This window comes from uncultured Microbacterium sp. (genome assembly GCF_947632095.1).
Lineage (GTDB): Bacteria > Actinomycetota > Actinomycetes > Actinomycetales > Microbacteriaceae > Microbacterium.
In genome coordinates this window covers 11492-32407 of record NZ_CANROA010000002.1, presented here as the reverse complement: position 1 = coordinate 32407, position 20916 = coordinate 11492, and the positions used below count along the sequence as shown (strand labels likewise).

Genomic DNA, 20916 nt, shown 5'->3' with positions numbered 1-20916 from the left:
CACGATGACCCCGATTAGGATGGACGAGTGACCACGACCTCAGCGCCGAATTCGGCCACGCCCAACGCCTCTCGAAGAATTCTGACGATCTCGCTGGCGATCATCGCCGCGATCATCGTCGCGTTCTTCGTGTTCGCCTCGCTCTACACCGATTACCTGTGGTTCGACCAGCTCGAGTTCACCCAGGTCCTCACCACGCAGTGGGTCGCCACCGCAGTGATGTTCGTCATCGGCTTCCTGGGCATGGCGGTTCCGCTGTTCGTCGTGATCCAGCTCGCCTACCGCCTGCGCCCGGTCTATGTGCGCCTGAGCTCGCAGCTCGACCGTTACCAGGAGGTCATCGAGCCGCTGCGCCGCCTCGCGATGTGGGGCATGCCCATCTTCTTCGGCCTGTTCGCCGGATTCGCGGCCGCGGGCAACTGGGAGACAGCGCTGCTGTGGATGAACGGCGGCAGCACCGGCACGACCGACCCCGAGTTCGGCATGGACATCGGGTTCTACCTGTTCGCGATGCCGTTCTACTCGATCCTCCTGGCCTTCGTCTCGGCGGTTCTGCTGCTGTGCCTGATCGTGACCGCCCTCGTGTCGTACCTGTACGGCTCGGTGCGCATCGGCCAGGGAGAGCTGCGCATCTCGAAGCCGGCGCGCATCCAGATCGCTGTCCTCGCGGGGCTGTACCTGCTGGTTCAGGCTGCGAGCCTGTGGCTCGACCGGTTCAAGAAGCTCGTCGCCGAAGAGGACCGCATCACGGGCGCGGCCTACACGAGCGCGAATGCGACGATCCCGGGTCTCGCGATCCTCGCGATCCTCGCGATCCTCGTCGCGATCCTGTTCTTCGTCACGGCCGTCATCGGCCGTTGGCGCTTCCCGCTGGTGGCCACCGGACTCCTCCTGGTCGCCTCCCTCGTGGTCGGCGTCGGATACCCGTGGGTCGTCGACACCTTCCAGGTGCGCCCGAACCAGAACAGCGTGCAGGCGCCGTACTACGAGCGCAACATCGAGGGCACCAAGGATGCTTATGGCATCTCCGACCTCGAGGTCACGCCCTTCAAGGCAGAGACCGATGCGGCTGCGGGCCAGCTGCGCGATGACGCCGAGACCACGGCATCCATTCGCATCCTCGACCCGAACATCGTCAGCCCGACGGTCCAGCAGCTCGAGCAGTTCCGCAGCTACTACCAGTTCCAGAACAAGCTCGACGTCGACCGCTACGACATCGACGGCGAGACGCAGGACACGGTGGTCGCCGTCCGCGAGCTCGATGTGAACCGTCTCGGCGACAGCAACAACTGGAACAACCGCACCGCGGTCTACACGCACGGCTATGGCCTCGTGGTCGCCGCGGGCAACCAACGCACGAGTGAGGGCGAGCCCGTCTTCCTCGAGCGCGGCATCCCGACTTCGGGATTCCTCACCGATACTGAGAAGTTCGAGCCCCGCGTCTACTTCGGCGAGGACTCGCCGCTGTACTCGATCGTCGGAGCCCCCGAGGGCTCGACGGACGTCGAGATCGACTACCCGCGCGGTCAGGACGGCGCGAGCGAGACGAAGACGACGTTCTCGGGCGACGGCGGACCGGCGATCGGCAACACCTTCAACAAGATGCTGTACGCGCTGAAGTTCCAGGAGGCGGAGATCCTGTTCTCCGACCTGGTCAACAGCGAATCGCAGATCCTCTACGACCGCGACCCGAAGCAGCGCGTGCAGAAGGCCGCGCCCTACCTCGAGCTCGACAGCGACCCGTACCCGAGCGTCGTGGACGGCCGGATCGTCTGGATCATCGACGGTTACACGACGAGCTCCAGCTACCCGTACTCGACGAGCGTGAGCCTGTCGGACGCGATCGCCGACTCGAACGTCAGCGCGCCGAGCTTCGCGATCGACGACATCAACTACATCCGCAACTCGGTGAAGGCCACGGTCGACGCCTACGACGGATCGGTGACGCTGTACGCCTGGGACGACGAGGACCCGATCCTTGAGGCCTGGCAGAAGGTGTACCCCTCGACGGTCGAGCCGATCAGCGAGATGTCGGCGGAGCTCATGAGCCACGTGCGCTACCCGACCGATCTGTTCAAGGTGCAGCGCGAGATCCTCGAGGTCTATCACGTCGACACGCCCAGCTCCTTCGCGCAGCAGGACAACCGCTGGCAGACGCCGAACGACCCGCGCAACGAGACCCAGCTGCAGCCGCCGTACTATCTGTCGATGCAGATGCCCGGACAGGAATCGCCGCGCTTCTCGATGTTCTCGACGTTCATCCCGGCCACGGCGCAGGGCACGACGAGCCGCAACGTGCTGATGGGCTACTTGGCGGTCGATTCCGATGCCGGATCCACGGCGGGTGAGAAGGCGGAGGGCTACGGTCAGCTGCGTCTTCTCGAGATCGACGCCGATACGACGGTGCCCGGCCCCGGTCAGGTGCAGAACACGTTCGACTCCGATACGACCATCGCCGACAAGCTCAACGTTCTGACGCTCGGCAAGTCCGAGGTGCTCTACGGAAACCTGCTGACGCTGCCGGTCGGTGGCGGTCTGCTCTACGTGCAGCCGGTTTACATCCAGTCCTCCGAGGGCACGCAGCTTCCGCTGCTGCAGAAGGTGCTCGTCATGTTCGGCGACAGCGTCGCATTCGAGAACACCCTGACCGAGGCGCTGGATGCGATCTTCGGCGGCGATTCGGGAGCCTCGGGCGGCGATGAAGAGGTCGAGCCGGTCGATCCGGGCGATGGCGAGGTAACGCCACCGGCTGAGGGAGAAGACCCGGAAGAGGGGACGACCGACCCCGGCACCAGCACCGGAACAAGCGACGCGGCTCGCGCTGCTGCGCTGGCCGAGGCGCAGGCCGCTCTCACCGAGCGCCAGGCGGCGCTCACCTCGGGCGACCTGGCGGCGTTCGCGGATGCGGATGCCAAGCTCACCGCGGCGATCGAGAAGCTGATCGCCCTGGAGGCCGACTGATAGCCGCACAGTGATGTGACAAGAGCCCGGTCGAGAAAATTCGACCGGGCTCTTTCGTGTTCGATGGATGCTGTCGCAACTCGCTTCACCGATGCAACAGGCGACCGCGGAAATGCCGAAGGCCCGGATCATTCTTCCGAATGATCCGGGCCTTCTCTTGGTTGCGGGGGCAGGATTTGAACCTACGACCTCCGGGTTACGTGTGTTCTATTCTTGATGCTCCCTTGCGCAAGCCACTCTGCCTTAGAAAACATTGGCATGTATCTATATTTGGGAACATTTTGTCTACCGGAGTTCGGTACGTGTCTACCGGACTATGCGGGTACTTTAGAGGGTACTTATCTTGCTTTGAACCACTGCATAAAGTACCCTCAAGGCATGAGCAAGCCCCAGCACCGCGCGCCCTCCACCCGTCTCGAACCCGGCCAGCACTCCGTGGATCGCGTCACGCCCGTCTGGAACGACGAGCGGGGCGCGTGGACGATGAAGTGGAGCGTACGACTCAAGGACGGCCGTCTGATCGCCGGGAAGCGCGCCCAGGGTGCGACCAAGGCCCAGGTGCGGCAGCGCGCTCGCGAGGCCGCCGAGGAGCTGCTGAAGACGGGCGGCATGCACGGCGCATGGAAGGGCACCTCCGGTCTCGCCGAGTACATCGCGCAGGTCTCGACGCCCGAGGTCGAGAAGAACACGAACGAGAACACGCTCGCCCGCTATCGGCTGGCGCTGAAGCAGCTCGTCGGCGGGTGCGACGACCACAAGCACGAGAACTCGCTCAAGGGCCACAGCATCGCGTCTGGGGCGCGTTTCCGCGTGCTGGAGGGGTGCTTGCAGGAGATCGCCGCTTTGCATGGCTCTGAGAGCGCCAGGCAGGCGCGCACGGTGCTCGGCAAATACGTGGTGCAGCAGCTGATCCGCGAGGGCCTGCTCGAAAGCAACCCGCTTGCGGGCATGAGCATCGACCTCAAGACGGGGGCTCGTGAGAACACGAACCGCCGGGGCGGCAGCCAGTCGCTCAGCCGCGAGCAGTGGATGGCTGCACTCGAGTATTTTCTCGCTCTCGACCCCGAGGACGTCGAGAAGCCGCGCCGTGGCCGCTGGACTCGTGCGGACGCCGTGGCAAAGCGCCGTGCGACCATCGACCTCGCGCTGTTGCAGGCGACTACTGGGCTCAGGCAGAGCGAGGCGAACCGCATCGACTGGTCGCTCGTCAGCATGACTAAGGACGGCAAAATGCTGATCTACGTGCCCAAGCACATTGCGAAGAACAAGAAGCCGCGTACTGTGCCGGTGCTCGACCCCCGTGTGGTCGAGCGACTGAATGAGCGCCGAGCCGCCGGCGCTCTCGTCATCGGCTCACCGACCGATCAGACGGCGGTCTGGGAGCGCGGGAACTGCTCGAAGGCAGCGAGAGGGCTCTATGACGAGGTTGCCGAGGCACTGGGCATCGAGATCATGGGCACCGAGGCGGGGCGTTCGCATATTTGGCGGGCGACGCTCAACACGGTGACGGCGGCGCTCGGCGTGCCGGAAGAGATCAGGTCTGCGAACTTTGGGCATGATGCCGAGACGAATCGGGGCGCGTACCTCGACCACACGAATGCGGATGCGATGCTGGCGGCCTACGCCAAGCTGCACGACACGCCGAAGTAGACACCGGCCCATTTGTCGGTAGCGCTCGGTAGAGTGGTTGCTACCTCGCGCGGTGCGTGCGAGGTGGCTGTGGACACTCGGCTCGTGACCGAGGGCGAGAAATCGCCTCCAGGTCGGCCAGAAGTACTCGGGAGTACGCACCCGGGAAATGCTCGTTTATCTGGGAACGGGCTCGGTCGCACCTCATCTGAATGAGGTGCCGACATGGCCAAGCACACACCCACTGCGACCGCGACCGTCGTCGCGCTGACCCCCGCCCGCGTGTCGAGCGTCGCCGCTGCGCGATACCTCGGCTACGAGCCGCAGACCCTCGTCAACTGGCGCAACCTCGGCAAGGGGCCGCGCTTCGTCCGCGACGGCAAGCCGGGCAGCCGGGTCTTCTATCGGGTTGCCGACCTCGACGCATGGCTCGAAGAGCAGGCCGCGCGGTCGAGCGCCGCCGTCTGATCCTCCGCAAGAGCCGTCTCCACGAAAAGAGACGACCCTCGCGGATTCCGGGCGTTTGCAGCGCACCGGGCGAGGGTCGTCGGAAAGAATCCGTATGTCCAAGAATACCAGTCCGAAGCGGGTCTCGCGTTATCGCGGACGCCGCCACCGCGCCTACAAGTTCGAGGTGCGCTCTGCCTTCGTGTCGCTCCAGCAGTTGCACGATGCGCTCAGCGCGTCCGGCATGGTCGAAGAGCATCTGTTCGTAGACCATTGCCGCGACGACGCTGAACGGCATGTGCAGGGCTACCTGCGCACGCCGCGGAACTCGAAGCTCACCGAGCGCGAAGCGGTCGCCCGCATCGCCGCTGCGGGCATCCCGCCCGAGCTGATCCGCGTGCAGCCCCTGGTGGGTCGCAACGCCGTGGAGGCGTTCGCCCACTACCTGACGCACGCCGACGAGATGTTGAAGGCTCGCTACGAGCGCGAGGAGTTCTTCGCGAGCGACCTGAGCATCTGGGCGCGCGTCGATGCCTGGCTCGAGCGCAAAGCGCGAGCCGACGAGAAGAGCGACACCGCAGCGCTGGTCGACCGCCTGCGCCAGCAGCTCATGAACAGCGAGATCACTCTCGCTCACGTCAAGCGCAACTACCCGAAGCTGTGGGCTGCGTACCCCGGAAAGTTCAAGGGTGTTGAGAATCTGCGCGCGAATGCTCTCATGGAGAGCGAGCGCGAAGAGATGGTGCTCGCGCATCGGCAGAAGGTGCTCGCAGCTGCTCGGGCAGCCCAGCCCGTAGCCCAGCCCATAGATCACGAGGCCTACGTGCGTGAAAGTGAACTCCGCGAGCGTGAGCGCCGCGAGGCTGAGGATCGTCGAGCTGAGGAGTCGCAGAAGCGCTATGAGGCTGAGCGTCGTGAGGTCGAAAGGCTCGACCGCGAAGCTGCTGATCGGTTTGCCGAACAAGATGCAAGAGCTGATCGTGCTCGTGAGCTGCGGGGGTTGATGGATGCCCGCGAGGTTGAGCTGCGAGAGCAGGCCAAGCTCGACGGGCTCGATGCGGAAGCGCTCGAAGACCTGCTGTTCGATGACGAGACCTTGAACCAGTACGAGACCGAGCTGAAGGCACTCGTCTCCACATAGACCCGAGCCGCCCGCGAGTGGCGGCTGCGAGCACCCGACCGGGTGTGAGCTGACGACAACGACGAAGGAAGTAGACCGATGAGCGAGATCAACTATGCGGCGCTGGACGCCGCTGACCGTGCTGAGAAGCCGAAGGACTTTTCGCCGAGGGTGCGGGCTGCGGTGCAGGACGTCGCTGACCGTGCCGAGAAGCCGAAGGCTTCGCCGAGGGTGCGGGCTGCGGTGAAGAGCACCGCTGAGCGCGTCAAGGAGGCTGCGGCTGAGCTGGCAAAGCTTGAGGCGCAGCTCGCCGATGAGCGCGAGCTTGCCGTGCTGCGCGCCGCCTACGCGGTGCAGCACGGTGTCGAGGCCAAGAAGTCGATGAAGCGCACTGCGCTGATCGACGCGTTGGCCGAGAAGTTCGGGATCGCGTGAGCCGATGCCGAATGCCGGGGTTGGGGTCAAGGGGCGGGGCGTAGCCCCGGCCCCTTGCCAGCCGTATTTGTGGGAGGTGAGCGCAGCGAAACCGACCACAAATGCGTTGCTGGCCGGGTCACGGGCGCCTCACTCTGCCAGCAACAGCAGCGGTGAGGTGCCCGTGACCGCACGGAGTGCACCGACGATGAGCGAGGAGACAAGACGATGAACGACAGTGAAGAGACGAAGGCGACGCGCGAGGAGTTGGTGCACGACGTGCATCTGCGTCTCACGGAAGAGGACATGCGCCTGGTGCGCGGTGTCGCCGAGGCGCTGGGCGTGACGCAGAGCAAGGCGCTGCGACTGATGCTGCGTCGGCTCGACGGCGGTGCGGCGGCGGTCGCGGCTGCCCCGGTGCTCGACGATGTGCGCGACGCGCTCGAGCGGTTCGCGCGAGCGCATGAGGTGCACGCGGTCGCGCTCGACCGGGTGGGAGCGAACCTCAACCAGATCGCGCGCCACCTCAACTCTGGGGAGCGTGCACACGATCACGAGGTGATCGCTGTGGTCGATCAGACGCGGCGTGCGCTGCGCGACGCGAGGCTCTACCTGGGCCGCGACCCGGAGAAGATGCTCCGGTGGCTCGGCCTCCATGAGCTGATGATCGAGAGCGAGGCTGCCTGATGGCGTCGAGTGCGATGAGCCCGACCACGAGCACGGGTCGCGGCTGCAACTACATGGTGCGCGGCACCGCGCACGACGGTTCGGGCGAGCCTCGCGCCGTCTACGTCGGCGGTGTCGGCGGGATTATCCCGGCGGTCGCGCCGGGGCAGTTCGCGGCGATCCGCCGCCGGTTCGGGAAGGAAGGTGCGAAGCGTCAGGGCATCATGGGCTACATCTCGTTCAGCCGCGAGGAGCTTGACCCCGACGACCCTGACGCGGGTATCAAGGCGCTGCGCATTGGGCAGCGCCTTGTCGGCAAGCAGTACCCCGGTCATCCTGCCCTGCTCGCGGTGCAGCGCGACGGGGTGGGCGGCCTGTGGCACGTGCACTTCCTTGTGTCGGCGGTCAGCGACCGCGACGCGGTGCACGTCTACCGGCGCAAGCCCCGCAAGGGCGAGCATCCTGAAGCTGACGGCCTCATCGAGCAGCAGGATGTTCGTGTTGCCGGGCGGGCGGTCAGCTCCGCGATGACGAACGCGTGGCGGTTGCAGCACACGGTGGACAGCGTGCTCGCCGACGAGGAGTTCATGCAGTCCATCGGGCTCGCGGCCTACGACAACGAGGCGCTGATGGAAGAGCGCCGCGTCGGCATGGCCGACCGCGCGACCGCTGCCGAGCTTGAGGATCAGCACACGGGCAACGACTGGCGCGCGCACCTGCGCGCGGTGGTCGCCGACGCACAGGCCGAGGCGACGAGCCTGGACGAATACCGCGATCTGCTCAACGCTCGCGGTATCGAACTGAAGACTCGCAAGAGCAAGACGGGAACCGACTTCGGCGACGGGGTGCCGGTGAACTTCAGCTACCGGCTTACCGACGCGCTCGGCAAGCAGCGCAACGCTCGCGCCGGTGGCCGTGACGGCATCGGCGACGAACTGGGATCGGCGCCAACGCTCGCTCGCGTCGAGGAAAACATCGCTCGGCAGCCACAGCCCGCACCGGCCCCCGCGCCAAAGCAGGCGGCACCATCGTTCAGCAGCGGGCTCGCCGCTCTCAGGCGCAAGCGTGACGAGGAGGAGCAGGAGGCGCAGCCGGTGGGGCAGGTGATGCCCCCTGAGTGCTCGTCTGAGGCTATGGAAGCGCCCGAGGGGAGCACGGCCCCACCGAAGGCAACCAAGGCTGTCAGTAGGCCGCCTGCGAAGCCTCGGCGCAGGCCCGTTCCGTTCGTGGTCGAGACTGACCGCGAACGGCTGGCCAGGGAGATGCGTGAGGAACGGCAGCAGCCTCGCCCGCAGACCCCTGCCGAGCAGTATGGCTTCGGCGAGTGACCACCCTTCTGAGGGCAACGGTGCGCAGCACCGGCGGCAGCCAGAAAGATTTGAGGGCTCAGGATGACCTCCTGAGCCCTCAAATATCTGATCGGCGTCAGCCGTAGCAGACCGGCTGGCTCGGCGGGCAGCCACCCCCGCTCTGGCCGGGAGGAGGCGCGATCTGCGTGCCGCCGCCACCGGAGTTGCCGCTGTTGCCTCCTCCTCCCCAGTTCCCGGAGTCGCCGCCGTTCCAGCTCTCCTGCTCGGCCTGGTGCGCGGCCTCCTCGGCGGCTGCCTGCTCGGCAGCGATGCGCGCGGCCTCTGCCTCCGCAGCGGCCTTCTCCTCGGCCGCCTTCTTCTCAGCGGCGAGACGAGCGGCCTCGTCGGCCTGGAAGAGGGCGAAGTCCTCGGTGAGCGCGGTGGACGCGGCGTCGAGCTTCTTGGCGGCGTCGGTCACGGCCGTCGCCTGAGCGTCGATCGCTGCGGCGTCCTCGCGGGTCTCGCAGGCCTCTGCGAGGGCCTTTTCGGCCTTGGCGAGATCCGCCTTGGCGTCGGTGACGTCCTTGACGAAGTCCGCGCCGCTCTGACGAGCGGGCACAGCCTTGACCTCGGGCTTGTCGCCCTCGGCCTTCTGAGCCTTCACAGCCTCCACGGCCTTGCGGTCGGCGTAGGCGGTGCTGGTACCTCCGTCTGGTAGCTCGGTGTTCTCCACGGCGGTCAGCGCATCGGTAGCGGAAGCAGCCGCCTCCTGGGTAGCGTTGTGAGCCGTTTCTGCGTTCTCGAGCGCGACGTGGCACAGGCGCGCGGTCTCGGCGTTGTAGGAGTTCACGCTGACAACGGCGGCGATCCCGCCACCGGCGACGAGCACCGCTGCAATGAGCAGCGCCCAGGAGCGGGTGCGATTGCGGCTCGGGGCCGCATCGACCGTCACTTCTTGAGCCTCACGGTCACTGGTGCGTTCATCGCTGCGCGGGTTTTGTTGCCCTGGTCGATCATCGTGCCGATCATCGCGCCCTGCATGCTCGCGTTGATGACGCCGTTGACCTGGGCCACCCGGGTGGCCCGCTGCTGCTCGGCGATCTGGGCTGCGTGCATGTCCAGGACAGCCTGCTTGTGTTGGTCTTCGATGAGTTCCTTTACGGCCTCCTGAATGGTGGAAACGTGGCGATCGTGCACGATGTGCCAGCAGGCACCCACGTCTACCGTGTTGAGGTATTTCTCGGGCCACCAGCCGTTGTAGTTCTCGCGGTATTCTTTGCGGGCTGCGGCGAGCTGTGCGTCGATGGGGCCAACCTCGGGTGCGGCAAGCTGAGCGATCTGCTGCGCGGTAGCCTGGTTCGCGGCTTCGATCTGTGCGTTCTTTGCGGGCACCCGCCCATTGCGGACGGCGACGAGCACACCCGCCAGAATCAAGGCCACCGGCAGAGGGGTGAGGAAGAGCGCGGCCACACTGACAGGCGGCTGGGCGCTGCTGTCGCTCTGGTAGGTGCTGCTCCATGCTGACATCGCGCCGAAGAAGATCATCGCGACGATGATCGTCAGTGCGATGGTACCGAGCAGTACCCAGAGCCAGTACATTCCCGCACGCCATTTCGGCTTGTACGGGGTGTAGAGATGCGCGTGGCGCTGGTAGACAGCTTCCTTCTGCTGTTGCAGGTTCTCGAAGCGCTGCAACAGGTGGAACAGGCCAGCGATTCGCTGTTCGAGCTGTACTCGCTGCTGGTCGTTCTGGGGTGTGTTCATGTCGTCTGTTCCTTTCGCGAGCTACTGGCGCACCAGCATGATGGCGGTCTGGCCGTTCCAAATGCGGTCTTGGTCGGGCAGGTCTGAGCCCGCGTAGTAGTCGGGCAGCGTGATGGGAGTTCCCGCCGGATAGAACGTGCCGAAGGGCGCGCCCGGTGCGATATAGGCGGTGCCGCCGTCGCCGTTCAGGTCGCCTCGGTCGGTCAGTTCGCGCGTGTCGCCGCTGTCGTAGGTGGCGGTGGGCAGCGCGATGGTCACGCACCCGTACCTGTCGTTGCTCTCAGGGGTCGGGCACCAGTAGCCGTTGGCGTCGCCGCCCACGATTTGCGTTGCTTCTGGCTCGGGCTCGGCAGCGATCACCTCACCGGCGCTCTCATCCCACGAATATGTGACTGTGGTGAGCACTGGCGGTTTGTTCGCGCCGCCGGGCACGGCAAACGTGAGCGCGATAGTACTGTCGTCTATGCGCTCTGTGACTGCATCAGGGGTTCTCGCCTGTGCGCGGTCGGTTACCGTTGCTACTGGGATGAATTCGCCCCGGTTGAAGAACATTACGGGAGTGATCTCGAAGACTGTGCAGCATTCCGCTGGGCGCAGCACGATGTACGACAGTTCGGCGCACTCGTCGTAGCCGCTCACGTCGCTGTACTCCCCGGCAAGATCCCAGGCGCGAGTCGTCTCAACCTCGTTCGCCCACTTTTTCAGCGCTTCGAGGCCAGTGAGGCCGGAGCATTGCTGTGACTCTTCGGTGGCTACTGGCTTGGGTGTGGGTGACTCTGGCTCCTCGGCTGCGGGCGTGCAAGCAGTGAGGGCGATCAGCAGGGCAGCTCCAACTGCTGCGAGTAGCGGGATTGGCTTCTTCGTCGTGGCGCGCAAAACGGTGCCTCATTTCCTGTCTCTATGACGTGATCGCCGACAGGTTGGGCCGTTCGGGGCTGGAGTCATCCATCGCTGGCGAGGCGCTGGGCGGGAGTTCCCATCTCTGTCCAGACGCGCGTTTTTGCTCGTCTACCAGTCGATTCTAGCCGCATGAGGGTATCAAAATACCCTCGCTTGCTCACCCCGTTGCCGATGGACTTAGATGTTGTGTCCGATCCAGCCGCAGAGATTCTGAAGCAGATTCTCGCATCGAATCTGCGCGCATATCGGAAAGAGCGTGGCATTAGCCAGCTCGCACTGTCCATAGAGCTGGGCCTCGACCAGCGCTACTACTCGGGCATCGAGCGCGGCGAGTGGAATCTCACGTTCGACACGGTGGGCAGCATCGCCGACAAGCTCGGCCTGCATCCGCTCGACCTGATCACGGGGCACGAGCCACCGCCCGAGGACGAATAAGAGCACTGCCGGAGCGACCCAACTTTGCGGCAGGAACGTACTGCGTACCACTTTCGCGGAATCTCAGTCGAGGGCCAAAGAATCGAGATTTGAGCAAAAGGGTGTACACGCACCAGACGCCACCGAAACCCGAGCAATCGCCCGGACGAGCAGTTTTCCTGGTTTACCAACGTTCTGCGCACGCGCACGCACGCGAGTTAGTCGCGAGCCCGCCGCAGCCATGTACCAAAGTGCGTACACCCTTTTGCCTCACACGCTCCAAAAGGGTGTACGCGCTCTCGGCAGCTCCGCGACAGCGTTCTGCCGCGTGATTCTGCGGTTCTTGCTCCCTCATCCGCCTCGAATCCTGCGTACACCCTTTTGCATCGCCTCGTTCCAAAAGGGTGCACGCACGTCGGGGCAGACCTGCGGCCGGTTCTGCCGCGTGATTCTGCGGTTTTCGCCCGTCGAACCGCCCCGATTCCTGCGTACACCCTTTTGCGGGGCTGTTGCCGTCGCTCGGCGCAGCACCGGCGGCACGGCGGTGCCCTGCGCCCGCGAAGCGGGGGTAGGGCACAAGCCACAGACCAGCGCCGGGCCCGTGCCAGCCGCTCGGCTCGGGCGTTGCCGCACCTTCGGCGCGCTCGTCGTCCACATGAGGCGTAGAAGCACTGGGCGAAAGTGGCCGCATCGCCGATCTGCGCTGGGGCTACCGGCGCGTACCGCCCAAAAGCGATGCGGGTACTTGTGCGGGTACTTCGGCACTTTTCGAGAAAAGCCAACAGCCCCTGACCTGGTTTTCACCTGATCAGGGGCTGTTTTTCGTTGCGGGGGCAGGATTTGAACCTACGACCTCCGGGTTATGAGCCCGGCGAGCTACCGAACTGCTCCACCCCGCGTCACAAGAGATAACGTTACCCGCCTGGGCGGAGGAAGTCGAATCGGGCTCAGAGCGGCACGGTGGTGAACTCGGGTTCGATGCCCGGCCGGAAGACTCCGATGGTTCCTGCCGGCACCTCATGCCAGGTGCGGGCGCTCCAGTGCAGCTCGAGTGGTTCCGAGACGACGAGCTGCGCATCGGCCGGGAGATGCTCCGCGTCGCCGGTCTTCACCTGGAGCGTGGTCGGGCCGTGCGAGTGGAACAGGGAGGGTGCGGCGCTCGAATCGGCTTCCGGGCTGACCCAGCGCAGGACGATGAGCCGCGTGCCGTCGGACGCGCACATCGTGGCACGGAACGGCTCGGCGACGCCGCGCTCCTGGCGGGCCCGTTCGATGCGCTGCACCATGCGGATGAGCGCTCTCACAGGATCCTCGGCGAGCCCGTAGGTCAGGGCCAGGTAGAAGCACACCTCGGTGTCGCCGTTTCCGAGGATCGAGGGATATAGCTCCGGCGCGACGTCGAAGGTGAGATCCCTCTTGAGTCGCTCGAAGCCGTTGATCTCGCCATTGTGCTGGAACATCCACCCGCCGTGCTGGAAAGGGTGGCAGTTCTGCTCCGCGATCGTTCCACCGGGTGCGGCGCGCACATGCGCGAGGAAGCATCCGGATTCGATCTGCGCGGCGAGATGACGGAGGTTCTGGCTGTCCCAGGCGGGGGTGGTCTGCCGGTACTGCCCGATCGTGCCGCCGCGTCCCTGCCAGGCCATGCCGAAGCCATCGCCGTTCGTCGGGAATGCGTGCCGGCGGAACTGCGAGGCCATGGGGGTGCCGGGCAGCAGGAGGTCGCGGGCGAGGAGGCTCTGATCGATCAGCGAATGGTTGGGCTTGACGATCACATCCTCGAGGGGGATGGGGGAGCCGAGGTAGGCGAGCCAGCGGCACATGATGTCAGCCAGCCATTCCGGGGAGCAGCTTCACGAGACCGGCGGCCATGATCTCGACGGCGAGGACGATGACGATGAGGCCGACCAGGCGGAGGAGCACGTTCATCCCGAACGTGCCGAGGGCCGCTCGGATCGGGGCGGCGAGGAGGAAGGCGATGAACGAGATGCCGATGATGATCGAGTACGCTCCGAGCACCGGCATCGCTCCGTTGCTGTGCTGAGCGATGAGGATCGTCGACATGAAGCCGGGGCCGAGAACCATGGGGATCGCGAACGGGAACATGAGCGAGAGGTAGGCGGCCTTCTTGTTCTTGCGCTCGGCGTCGGCATCGGGGGCCGCGGCGTTCGGCGACGGCTCTCCCTTCGCCGCGTGGGAGATCGCGGCCGAGACGGCGTCGTCACCGCTGGTCGCGGCATGCTCGCGCAGGGAGGCTGCGGCTTCGGGGGACGACGCGTGGACGGCGGAGGCGGCCCCGTGCGGTGTGTGCCCGCGACGGACGAGGTCGTGCACCACGCGGGCGAGCGATCGGCCGCTCTTCTTCGTGTCGTCGACCTTGGTGTTCATCATCGACAGGCCGGAGATCAGGATGACGAGGCCTCCGCCCACCCGGAGTCCCGCTATCGAGATGCCGAAGAACGAGAGCACCGCGTGGCCGGCGAGCAGGACGACGGTTGCGCCGACCCAGATCGTCGCGCTCGTGATGATCGCGGCGGTGAACTTCTCGCGCCATGAGGTCAACGGTGCCGAGTAGCCGAGGAAGAACGGCAATCCGGAGAACGGGTTCGCGATCGCGAACAGTGCTCCCAGAATCGCTGTGAAACCGACGATGGACGAATCCATTCCCTGTACCCCCTGGCTCAGTGTTGTGCCAGCGAATGTAGCAATGAACCGAGGTGCTGTGTTGCGAACGGCGGAGAATGGAATTCATGTGAGCGGAAATGCCGAAGGCCCGGATCATTCTTTCGAACGATCCGGGCCTTCTCTTTGTTGCGGGGACAGGATTTGAACCTGCGACCTCCGGGTTATGAGCCCGGCGAGCTACCGAACTGCTCCACCCCGCGTCACAAGTAATAGCTTACATCAGCTATCGGGCGCGGGCTCATTCGGGCGGGCGCCCCGGGCGCGTCGATGCGGGATGATGGGAACATGTCCGAGCTTTTCGCCGCCGTCTGCCAGTTCTCTCCGTCCGCTTCGCCCGAGGGCAACCGGGCGCGGGTGGTGGAACTCATCGGCGATGCTGCGGCGCGCGGGGCTCACCTCGTGGTGCTGCCCGAGTACTCGAACTATTTCGTCGATCCGTTGGATGCGTCGTTCGCGGCGAACGCCGAGACGCTCGACGGGCCCTTCGTACGCACGCTGCAGTCGGCGGCATCCGCTCATGACGTCACGGTCATCGCCGGGCTCGTCGAGGAGGCGGGCGACCGCGTGCACAACACGCTCGTCGCCGTCGATGCGACCGGACTCCTCGCGACCTATCGCAAGCAGCATTTGTACGACGCGTTCGGAAGCCGCGAGTCCGACTGGTTGGAGCCGGGGGATCTGGGCGATGCGCAGACCATCGAGGTCGCGGGCCTGCGGATCGCGATGATGACGTGCTACGACCTGCGCTTCCCCGAGGTGGCCCGCACGCTCGTGGATGCCGGCGCCGATGCGATCGTGGTTCCGGCCGAGTGGGTGCGCGGCCCCCTCAAGGAGTACCACTGGACGACGCTGCTCGCCGCTCGCGCGATCGAGAACACGGTCTACGTGGTCGCCGCGGACCACCCGGCGCCGATCGGCGTCGGGCACTCGCAGATCATCGACCCGGCGGGCGTGGTGATCGGCGGTGTCGGTACGGGCGAGGGGATCGCCGTGGCGCCTCTGACGAAGGATGCCGTCGATGCGGTGCGCGAGAAGAACCCGGCTCTGCGGCTGCGCCGCTACCGGGTCGTCCCGCGCTGAGGGAGCGTCACCAGCGGGCGGCTGCGAGGCGGGAGGCCGCCTCTTCCAGCACGCTCGTCCGCTTGCAGGCGGCGAACCTCACGAGCCCGCTGTAATCCTTCTGATGCTCGGCGCTGACGAAGGCGCTCATCGGGATGGCGACGACGCCCGCGCGCTCGGGCATCGCCCGGCAGAAGGCGGCCGTATCCGAGCCGCCGAGCGCGGTCGCGTCAGCGACCGTGAAGTATCCGCCCTGCGGCGCGTTCACCGTGAAGCCCGCTGCGCGCAGACCTGCTCCGAGGATCTCGTGCTTGCGGGCGAGGGTGGCGGTGGCATCCGTGAAGAACGAGTCCGGAAGCCGCAGTCCTGCCGCGATCGCCGGTTGGAACGCCGAGCCGTTCACATAGGTGAGGTACTGCTTGACGGTGAGCACGGCGGTGATGAGGTCGGCCGGTCCATGGATCCAGCCGATCTTCCACCCGGTCGTCGAGAACGTCTTGCCCGCCGAGGAGATGGTGAGCGTCCGCTCGGCAGCACCCGGCAGAATCGCGAGGGGGACGTGCGGGCCGGTGAAGGTGAGGTGCTCGTAGACCTCGTCGGTCACGATCACGGCGTCGTGCTTCTCGGCGAGACGCACGATCTCGTCCTGCACCGCGCGACTGAAGACGACGCCCGTGGGGTTGTGCGGATCGTTGACGAGGATGATCCGTGTGCGATCCGTGACGGTCTCCGCGAGGCGTTCGAGATCGGGCTGGAAGTCGGGGCGGCGCAGCGGAACCGTGCGCAGACGGGCACCGGCCAGAGCCACAGCCGCGGCGTAGGAGTCGTAATAGGGCTCGAAGACGACGACTTCATCGTCGGGGGAGTCGATCAGCGCCAACAGCGTCGCCGTCAGGGCCTCGGTCGCCCCGGCCGTGACGATGATCTCGGATGCCGGGTCCACCGCCAGCCCGTAGAAGCGCTGCTGGTGCTCGCTGATGGCGGCCAGGAGATCGGGGATGCCGCGTCCGGGCGGGTACTGGTTGGCGCCGTTCGCGATCGCTGCGCGTGCGGCCTCGAGCACCTCGGCGGGGCCGTCCTCATCGGGGAAGCCCTGGCCGAGATTGATGGCATCATGTTCGACCGCTGCAGCCGACATCTCTGCGAAGATGGTGGGCGCGACGGCGCCGTCGGGCGCGAGCAGACCTGCTCCGGCCGCGGTGCGGCGCCACGCGCCGGGAATTGCACTCATGCAACCCAGGCTAAGGCCATAAGCGACACTCACCGCGACCATAACGAACACACAGGAACGGGCGTCAGTCTGTAAGGGCGTTGGTGAAGGAGCAGACATGAACGAAGAGAACACCCCCATCGAGAACACCCCGGCCGCCGAGCCGGTCGTGCCCGAGGCGCCGGTGGCGCGCACAGTTCCGCCGCTCCCGGAGACCCCCGCCGCTGTCGCGGCAGCGGGGCACGGAATGCCGCGTGCGTTCGCCTCGCACGCACCGGCAGTGCAGCAGCCCGCTGTCGCAATCCCGGCCCCGGTGCACGCCGAGCGTCCTCAGATCACGCAGCCGACGACTCCGTTGCCGCAGGGATACGCGGCACCGCTGCCGTCAGCGGCGGCCGCGTCGCACGCCCCCAAGAAGTCGTCCGGAGCAGGCAAGGTCGCCGCGCTCATCGTCGCGGCCGCGCTCGTCGGCGGTGGCGCCGGTCTCGGCTCCAGCTACCTCGGGAACACGCTGTGGGGCAACCAGGGCTCGTCCTCCGCATCGGGCCCCGAGAGCATCACGGTCAACAACCCGGGATCCGTCAATGAGACGACCGCGATCGCGACGTCGGTGCTGCCCTCGGTCGTCACGATCGACGCCGCGGGATCCAGCGCCTCCGGAAGCGGATCCGGTGTGATCCTCAGCGAAGACGGTTATGTGCTCACCAACACGCATGTCGTCACGCTCGGCGGCGCCGAGGCGAACCCGCGCATCCAGGTCACGGCATCCGATGGGAGCATCTACAGCGCATCGATCGTCGGCACCGACCCGATCTACGACCTCGCCGTCCTCAAGATCGAGGGGGCCGACGATCTGACGCCCATCGAGTTCGCAGACTCCTCGAAACTGAACGTGGGCTCGACCGCCGTCGCCGTCGGGGCACCTCTCGGGCTGTCGAACTCTGTCACCACCGGCATCGTCAGCGCGCTGAACCGCAGCATCCAGATCGCCTCCTCGGCACTTCCCGAGTCGGCAGATCAAGATGCGCCTGAGGGTGATCAGGAGCAGAGCAGCCCCTTCCAGTTCGATCTTCCTGGTTCCCAGGGGCAGGCCACCAGCCAGTCGATCTCGATCGCCGTCATCCAGACGGATGCCGCCATCAACCCGGGAAACTCCGGTGGTGCGCTCGTCGACAGCGAGGGAAAGCTCATCGGCATCAACGTCGCCATCGCGACGGCCGGGAGCTCCGAGGAATCGGGCTCGATCGGCCTCGGCTTCGCGATCCCCTCGAACGTCGCCCAGCGCATCGCGGTGGAGATCATCGAGACGGGATCCGCCAGCCACGGTCTGCTCGGCGCCTCGGTGCGCGACGCCGCCTACGTCGAGGGCGCGGACGTCGCGGGCGCCTACATCGCCGAGGCCCCCAGCGGTGCGGCCGCGGAAGCGGGCCTTCGCAGGGGCGACATCATCACGAAGTTCAACGGGATGTCGATCAGCGGAGCCACGGACCTCACGGCGCAGGTGCGCGCGGTCGCCGCCGGCAGCGAGGCGACGGTAACCTACCAGCGCGACGGCGAGTCGGCAGAGGTCGATGTCGTGCTCGGCGAGCTCGGTCTCTGATCATCTCTGCGGAGGGATGACCGCTCATATCCCAGAGAAGGACGCCACCGCGCGATAGGCTCGCACGGTGGCGTCCTTCTCTTTCGGCTCGGGAAACGCGGCCAAGCTGTTGCGGATCCCCGTCTATGCCATCGGTCGCCTCGGAACATTCCTGATACCGCGCGGAACGCGCTGGGTGTTCGGATGCGGTGCCGGAATCGGCGACGGGGCGCTCGCCCTGTGGCGGATCGCCACCGACGAGGGGCACGATGCCGTCTGGCTCATCTCCTCCGAGCGCGAACGCGCAGAGGCTCAGTCCCACGGCATCCCGACGATCCCGAAATCCTCCCTTCGCGGGTGGTGGGCCACGGTGCGCGCCGGCGTGCTCATCGTCACGCACGGGCTGGGAGACGTGAACCGCTACGCGGTCTCGGGCGGATTCGTCGTGCAGCTCTGGCACGGCATCCCGCTCAAGCGGATCGGGCTCGATTCGCCCGCCACGACGCAGGTTCCGGCCGTCCCCGGAGCCCGCTACCTGCGCCGTCTCATCGGCCTGCTGTACCGCGCCGCCGCACAGCGCATCCAGGTGCTGCCCGCAGCATCCGACCGCTCCCGGGGCCGCCTCGAATCGGCCTTCGCCCTCGGCGACGCCCGTGTCGTGGTGACGGGGGAGCCGCGCGTGGACGTGCTCTCGGCGGGGACTGTTGAAGAGCGTCGGGCATCAGCATCCGCGCTTCTCGATGAGACCGCCGGCACGCGACCGACCGGTGCCCGCACTCTGCTCTACGCGCCGACCTGGCGAGACGGCGCGGAGGACCCGGCGATCCCGACGGCCGCGGAATGGGTGCGCATCGTCGCGCTCCTCGAATCGCAGAACGCCGTCCTGTACGTGCGGTCGCATCCGCTCGGCGCCGGCGGATACCAGCCGCCGCTGCCGAGCACACGGGTGCGGATGCTCGGATCCGATGCTCTCGCCGATGTCACTCCCGCACTGCCGGCCATCGATGCGCTGATCACCGACTACTCATCCCTCGCGTACGACGTGGGCCTGCTCGACATGCCGGTGCTCTACCTCGCCCCCGACGCCGAGGAGTATGCGCGCACGCGAGGATTCTACGGACGCTACCCGGACGTCGCCGGCGATGATGCCGCGGCAACCTGGGGCGAGCTTCTCGACCAGCTCGCCGCTCTGCTGTCCGATGAGCGCGTATTCGCCGAGAGGTCGCACCGTTCCACTACGCTCAGCGCACAGGTGCATGCGTTCCGGGACGGCGAGAATTCCCGCCGGGTGTACCGGGCTATCCGTGCGCGGGGAATCCTCGCGCCGAAAGGAGCACGATGACCACTGCCCAGCTGGATGAGCAGACCGAGACTCTGATCATCGCCGGTAACGGTCCGAAACCGGCCGAAGCCGTGCTCGAGGGAGCGCGGGCCCGCGTCGTGGGGAAGGTCACCGGGGGTGGCAAGACCTGGAAGGCGCGCTTCCCGCTGACCGTCGCGCGCTGGGGCGGCGCGGAGCTCCCGCTTCCCGCGGGTGATTACGAGCTCGTCATCGCCGATGCCGACCTGACCGCACTCGATGTCCCGACCACCCTGCTGCCGGGGCTGCGTCTCGGTGTGCGAGGCGCAGCCGTTGCGATCGCCCCGCCGATCGACCCCGCCGATGAGACGCCCGCCGGGCAGGCGGTTCTCGAAGAGCAGTACGTCGCCCAGAGCGGCGACCTCGAGAACGCCGTGTTCTTCGAGAGCTTCTACGGGCAGAGCGCCGGATGCAACCCCCGTGCGCTCGATCGCGAGATCGCCGAACGCGCCCCCGGCGTCACCCGCTACTGGAGCGTCACCGACCTCTCGGTGCCCGTGCCCGCCGGCGCGATCGCGATCGTCGAGGGCACCCCCGAGTGGTGGCGGGCGCGCGCAGCGGCGCGGCTGCTCATCGTGAACGACTGGCTCCGGCGGCGCTTCGCCCGTAAGCCCGGGCAGAAGGTTCTGCAGACCTGGCATGGCACACCCCTCAAGCGTCTCGCCCTGCACCGCCCGGGATTCGCGCCGCGGCGCATGGCGGCCGTCGTGAAGGAATCGCGCCGCTGGGATGTGCTGCTGGCGCAGAACACCTACTCCGAGCGCATCTTGAAGAAGGCCTACGCGTTCTTCGGCAAACCGGTCTGGACCGATGGCTACCCGCGCAACGACATGCTCGTCACGGGCGAGGGGGCCGCGACTCGGGAACAGCTGGGCATTTCACCGGACGAGCGGGTGCTGCTGTACGCCCCGACATGGCGCGATGACCGTTCCGAGATGGTGGATTTCATCGACCCGCAGTTGCTCGCCGAGCAGACCGACTCGGTCGTGCTCGTGCGCGGGCACTCGCGCACGCTGCGTCCGGGGCGCGACCAATCGGGCGCGCGGGTCATCGATGTCACCGGGCACCCGGAGACCGCGCAGCTTTTGCTCGCAGCCGATGCGCTCATCACCGATTACTCCTCGGTCATGTTCGATTTCAGTGTCACGGGCAAGCCGATCTTCTTCCTCGTGCCGGATCTGGAGCATTACCGGGGCGAGCTGCGCGGGTTCTACTTCGATCTCGCCGCACGGGCGCCGGGCCCGCTCGTCTCGACGCAGGAAGAATTGGCGGAACGCATCAACGACGCGACCGTGCCGGGCCACTTCGGGCCGCGCTATGCGGCCTGGCGGAAGCAGTTCAACGAGCTCGACGACGGGCGCGCCTCGGAGCGGGTCGTCTCGCGTCTGCTCGACCTCGGATATCTCGAGGCCTGACCCC

The 20916-nt window shown here is 66.5% G+C and carries 18 protein-coding genes and 2 tRNA genes; 12 read left to right on the top strand and 8 right to left on the bottom strand.

The window, feature by feature from the left end:
* Positions 1-27 precede the first annotated feature (27 nt).
* The 7 genes from Q0Z66_RS01370 (at position 28) to Q0Z66_RS01340 (ending at position 8565) form a co-directional block, all read left to right on the top strand.
* On the top strand, positions 28-2961 hold the full coding sequence (locus Q0Z66_RS01370) for a UPF0182 family protein (protein WP_298036792.1): 2934 nt from the start codon (positions 28-30) through the stop codon (positions 2959-2961).
* A 378-nt stretch (positions 2962-3339) separates the two neighbouring features.
* Positions 3340-4611: a hypothetical protein gene (locus Q0Z66_RS01365; RefSeq protein ID WP_298036790.1), complete on the top strand. Its 1272-nt coding sequence runs from the start codon at positions 3340-3342 to the stop codon at positions 4609-4611.
* A gap of 204 nt (positions 4612-4815) precedes the next feature.
* Entirely contained in the window at positions 4816-5058 is a 243-nt protein-coding gene (locus Q0Z66_RS01360) for a helix-turn-helix domain-containing protein (RefSeq protein WP_298036787.1), read from the top strand.
* 94 nt (positions 5059-5152) lie between these two features.
* Positions 5153-6178, top strand: a complete 1026-nt coding sequence (locus Q0Z66_RS01355; RefSeq protein ID WP_298036785.1) for a hypothetical protein — start codon at positions 5153-5155, stop codon at positions 6176-6178.
* Between the two features lie 78 nt (positions 6179-6256).
* On the top strand, positions 6257-6592 hold the full coding sequence (locus tag Q0Z66_RS01350; RefSeq protein ID WP_298036783.1) for a hypothetical protein: 336 nt from the start codon (positions 6257-6259) through the stop codon (positions 6590-6592).
* Positions 6593-6799: 207 nt separating this feature from the next.
* Positions 6800-7258 carry a plasmid mobilization relaxosome protein MobC gene (mobC, locus tag Q0Z66_RS01345; RefSeq protein ID WP_298036780.1) on the top strand — a complete coding sequence of 153 codons (459 nt, stop codon included), beginning with the start codon at positions 6800-6802 and terminating at the stop codon, positions 7256-7258.
* A complete protein-coding gene (locus tag Q0Z66_RS01340; protein ID WP_298036779.1) occupies positions 7258-8565 on the top strand; it encodes a relaxase/mobilization nuclease domain-containing protein in 1308 nt (435 codons plus the stop codon). The genes mobC and Q0Z66_RS01340 overlap by 1 nt, the downstream gene beginning before the upstream one ends.
* A gap of 97 nt (positions 8566-8662) precedes the next feature.
* On the opposite strand, the gene Q0Z66_RS01335 is transcribed toward Q0Z66_RS01340, so the two are convergent.
* From Q0Z66_RS01335 to Q0Z66_RS01325, 3 genes are read right to left on the bottom strand one after another with little or no spacing between them, the layout of a single operon-like run.
* Entirely contained in the window at positions 8663-9478 is an 816-nt protein-coding gene (locus Q0Z66_RS01335; RefSeq protein WP_298036777.1) for a hypothetical protein, read from the bottom strand.
* Positions 9475-10290, bottom strand: coding sequence for a hypothetical protein (locus Q0Z66_RS01330; RefSeq protein WP_298036775.1), 816 nt, complete (start codon positions 10288-10290; stop codon positions 9475-9477). Before Q0Z66_RS01330 ends, Q0Z66_RS01335 begins: the two co-directional genes overlap by 4 nt.
* Before the next feature lie 21 nt (positions 10291-10311).
* Positions 10312-11166 carry an LppP/LprE family lipoprotein gene (locus Q0Z66_RS01325; protein WP_298036772.1) on the bottom strand — a complete coding sequence of 285 codons (855 nt, stop codon included), beginning with the start codon at positions 11164-11166 and terminating at the stop codon, positions 10312-10314.
* 177 nt (positions 11167-11343) lie between these two features.
* Between Q0Z66_RS01325 and Q0Z66_RS01320 the strand changes: the two genes are divergently transcribed.
* Positions 11344-11625 carry a helix-turn-helix transcriptional regulator gene (locus Q0Z66_RS01320; protein WP_298036770.1) on the top strand — a complete coding sequence of 94 codons (282 nt, stop codon included), beginning with the start codon at positions 11344-11346 and terminating at the stop codon, positions 11623-11625.
* An 804-nt stretch (positions 11626-12429) separates the two neighbouring features.
* Here the strand turns inward: Q0Z66_RS01320 and Q0Z66_RS01315 are convergent.
* The 4 genes from Q0Z66_RS01315 to Q0Z66_RS01300 all read right to left on the bottom strand — a co-directional run bounded on the left by Q0Z66_RS01315 (position 12430) and on the right by Q0Z66_RS01300 (position 14489).
* A tRNA-Met gene (locus tag Q0Z66_RS01315) sits at positions 12430-12503 on the bottom strand.
* Between the two features lie 48 nt (positions 12504-12551).
* Positions 12552-13427 carry a class II glutamine amidotransferase gene (locus Q0Z66_RS01310; protein ID WP_298036767.1) on the bottom strand — a complete coding sequence of 292 codons (876 nt, stop codon included), beginning with the start codon at positions 13425-13427 and terminating at the stop codon, positions 12552-12554.
* A gap of 4 nt (positions 13428-13431) precedes the next feature.
* Positions 13432-14268 carry a MarC family protein gene (locus tag Q0Z66_RS01305; protein ID WP_298036764.1) on the bottom strand — a complete coding sequence of 279 codons (837 nt, stop codon included), beginning with the start codon at positions 14266-14268 and terminating at the stop codon, positions 13432-13434.
* Between the two features lie 147 nt (positions 14269-14415).
* Positions 14416-14489 (bottom strand) — tRNA-Met (locus Q0Z66_RS01300).
* An 85-nt stretch (positions 14490-14574) separates the two neighbouring features.
* On the opposite strand from Q0Z66_RS01300, the gene Q0Z66_RS01295 reads away from it, so the two are divergent.
* Complete coding sequence (locus Q0Z66_RS01295; protein WP_298036761.1) at positions 14575-15369, top strand: carbon-nitrogen hydrolase family protein; 795 nt, start codon at positions 14575-14577, stop codon at positions 15367-15369.
* Positions 15370-15376: 7 nt separating this feature from the next.
* Here Q0Z66_RS01295 and Q0Z66_RS01290 read toward each other — a convergent pair whose 3' ends face one another.
* Positions 15377-16579: an aminotransferase class I/II-fold pyridoxal phosphate-dependent enzyme gene (locus Q0Z66_RS01290; RefSeq protein ID WP_298036759.1), complete on the bottom strand. Its 1203-nt coding sequence runs from the start codon at positions 16577-16579 to the stop codon at positions 15377-15379.
* 97 nt (positions 16580-16676) lie between these two features.
* Here Q0Z66_RS01290 and Q0Z66_RS01285 point away from each other — a divergent pair, with 97 nt between their 5' ends.
* The 3 genes from Q0Z66_RS01285 (at position 16677) to Q0Z66_RS01275 (ending at position 20912) form a co-directional block, all read left to right on the top strand.
* The gene (locus tag Q0Z66_RS01285) at positions 16677-18158 is read left to right on the top strand and encodes a trypsin-like peptidase domain-containing protein (RefSeq protein WP_298036756.1); all 1482 of its coding nucleotides are present in this window, start codon (positions 16677-16679) and stop codon (positions 18156-18158) included.
* A gap of 67 nt (positions 18159-18225) precedes the next feature.
* Complete coding sequence (locus Q0Z66_RS01280) at positions 18226-19479, top strand: CDP-glycerol glycerophosphotransferase family protein (RefSeq protein WP_298036754.1); 1254 nt, start codon at positions 18226-18228, stop codon at positions 19477-19479.
* A complete protein-coding gene (locus Q0Z66_RS01275; RefSeq protein WP_298036751.1) occupies positions 19476-20912 on the top strand; it encodes a CDP-glycerol glycerophosphotransferase family protein in 1437 nt (478 codons plus the stop codon). Before Q0Z66_RS01280 ends, Q0Z66_RS01275 begins: the two co-directional genes overlap by 4 nt.
* Positions 20913-20916: the final 4 nt, after the last annotated feature.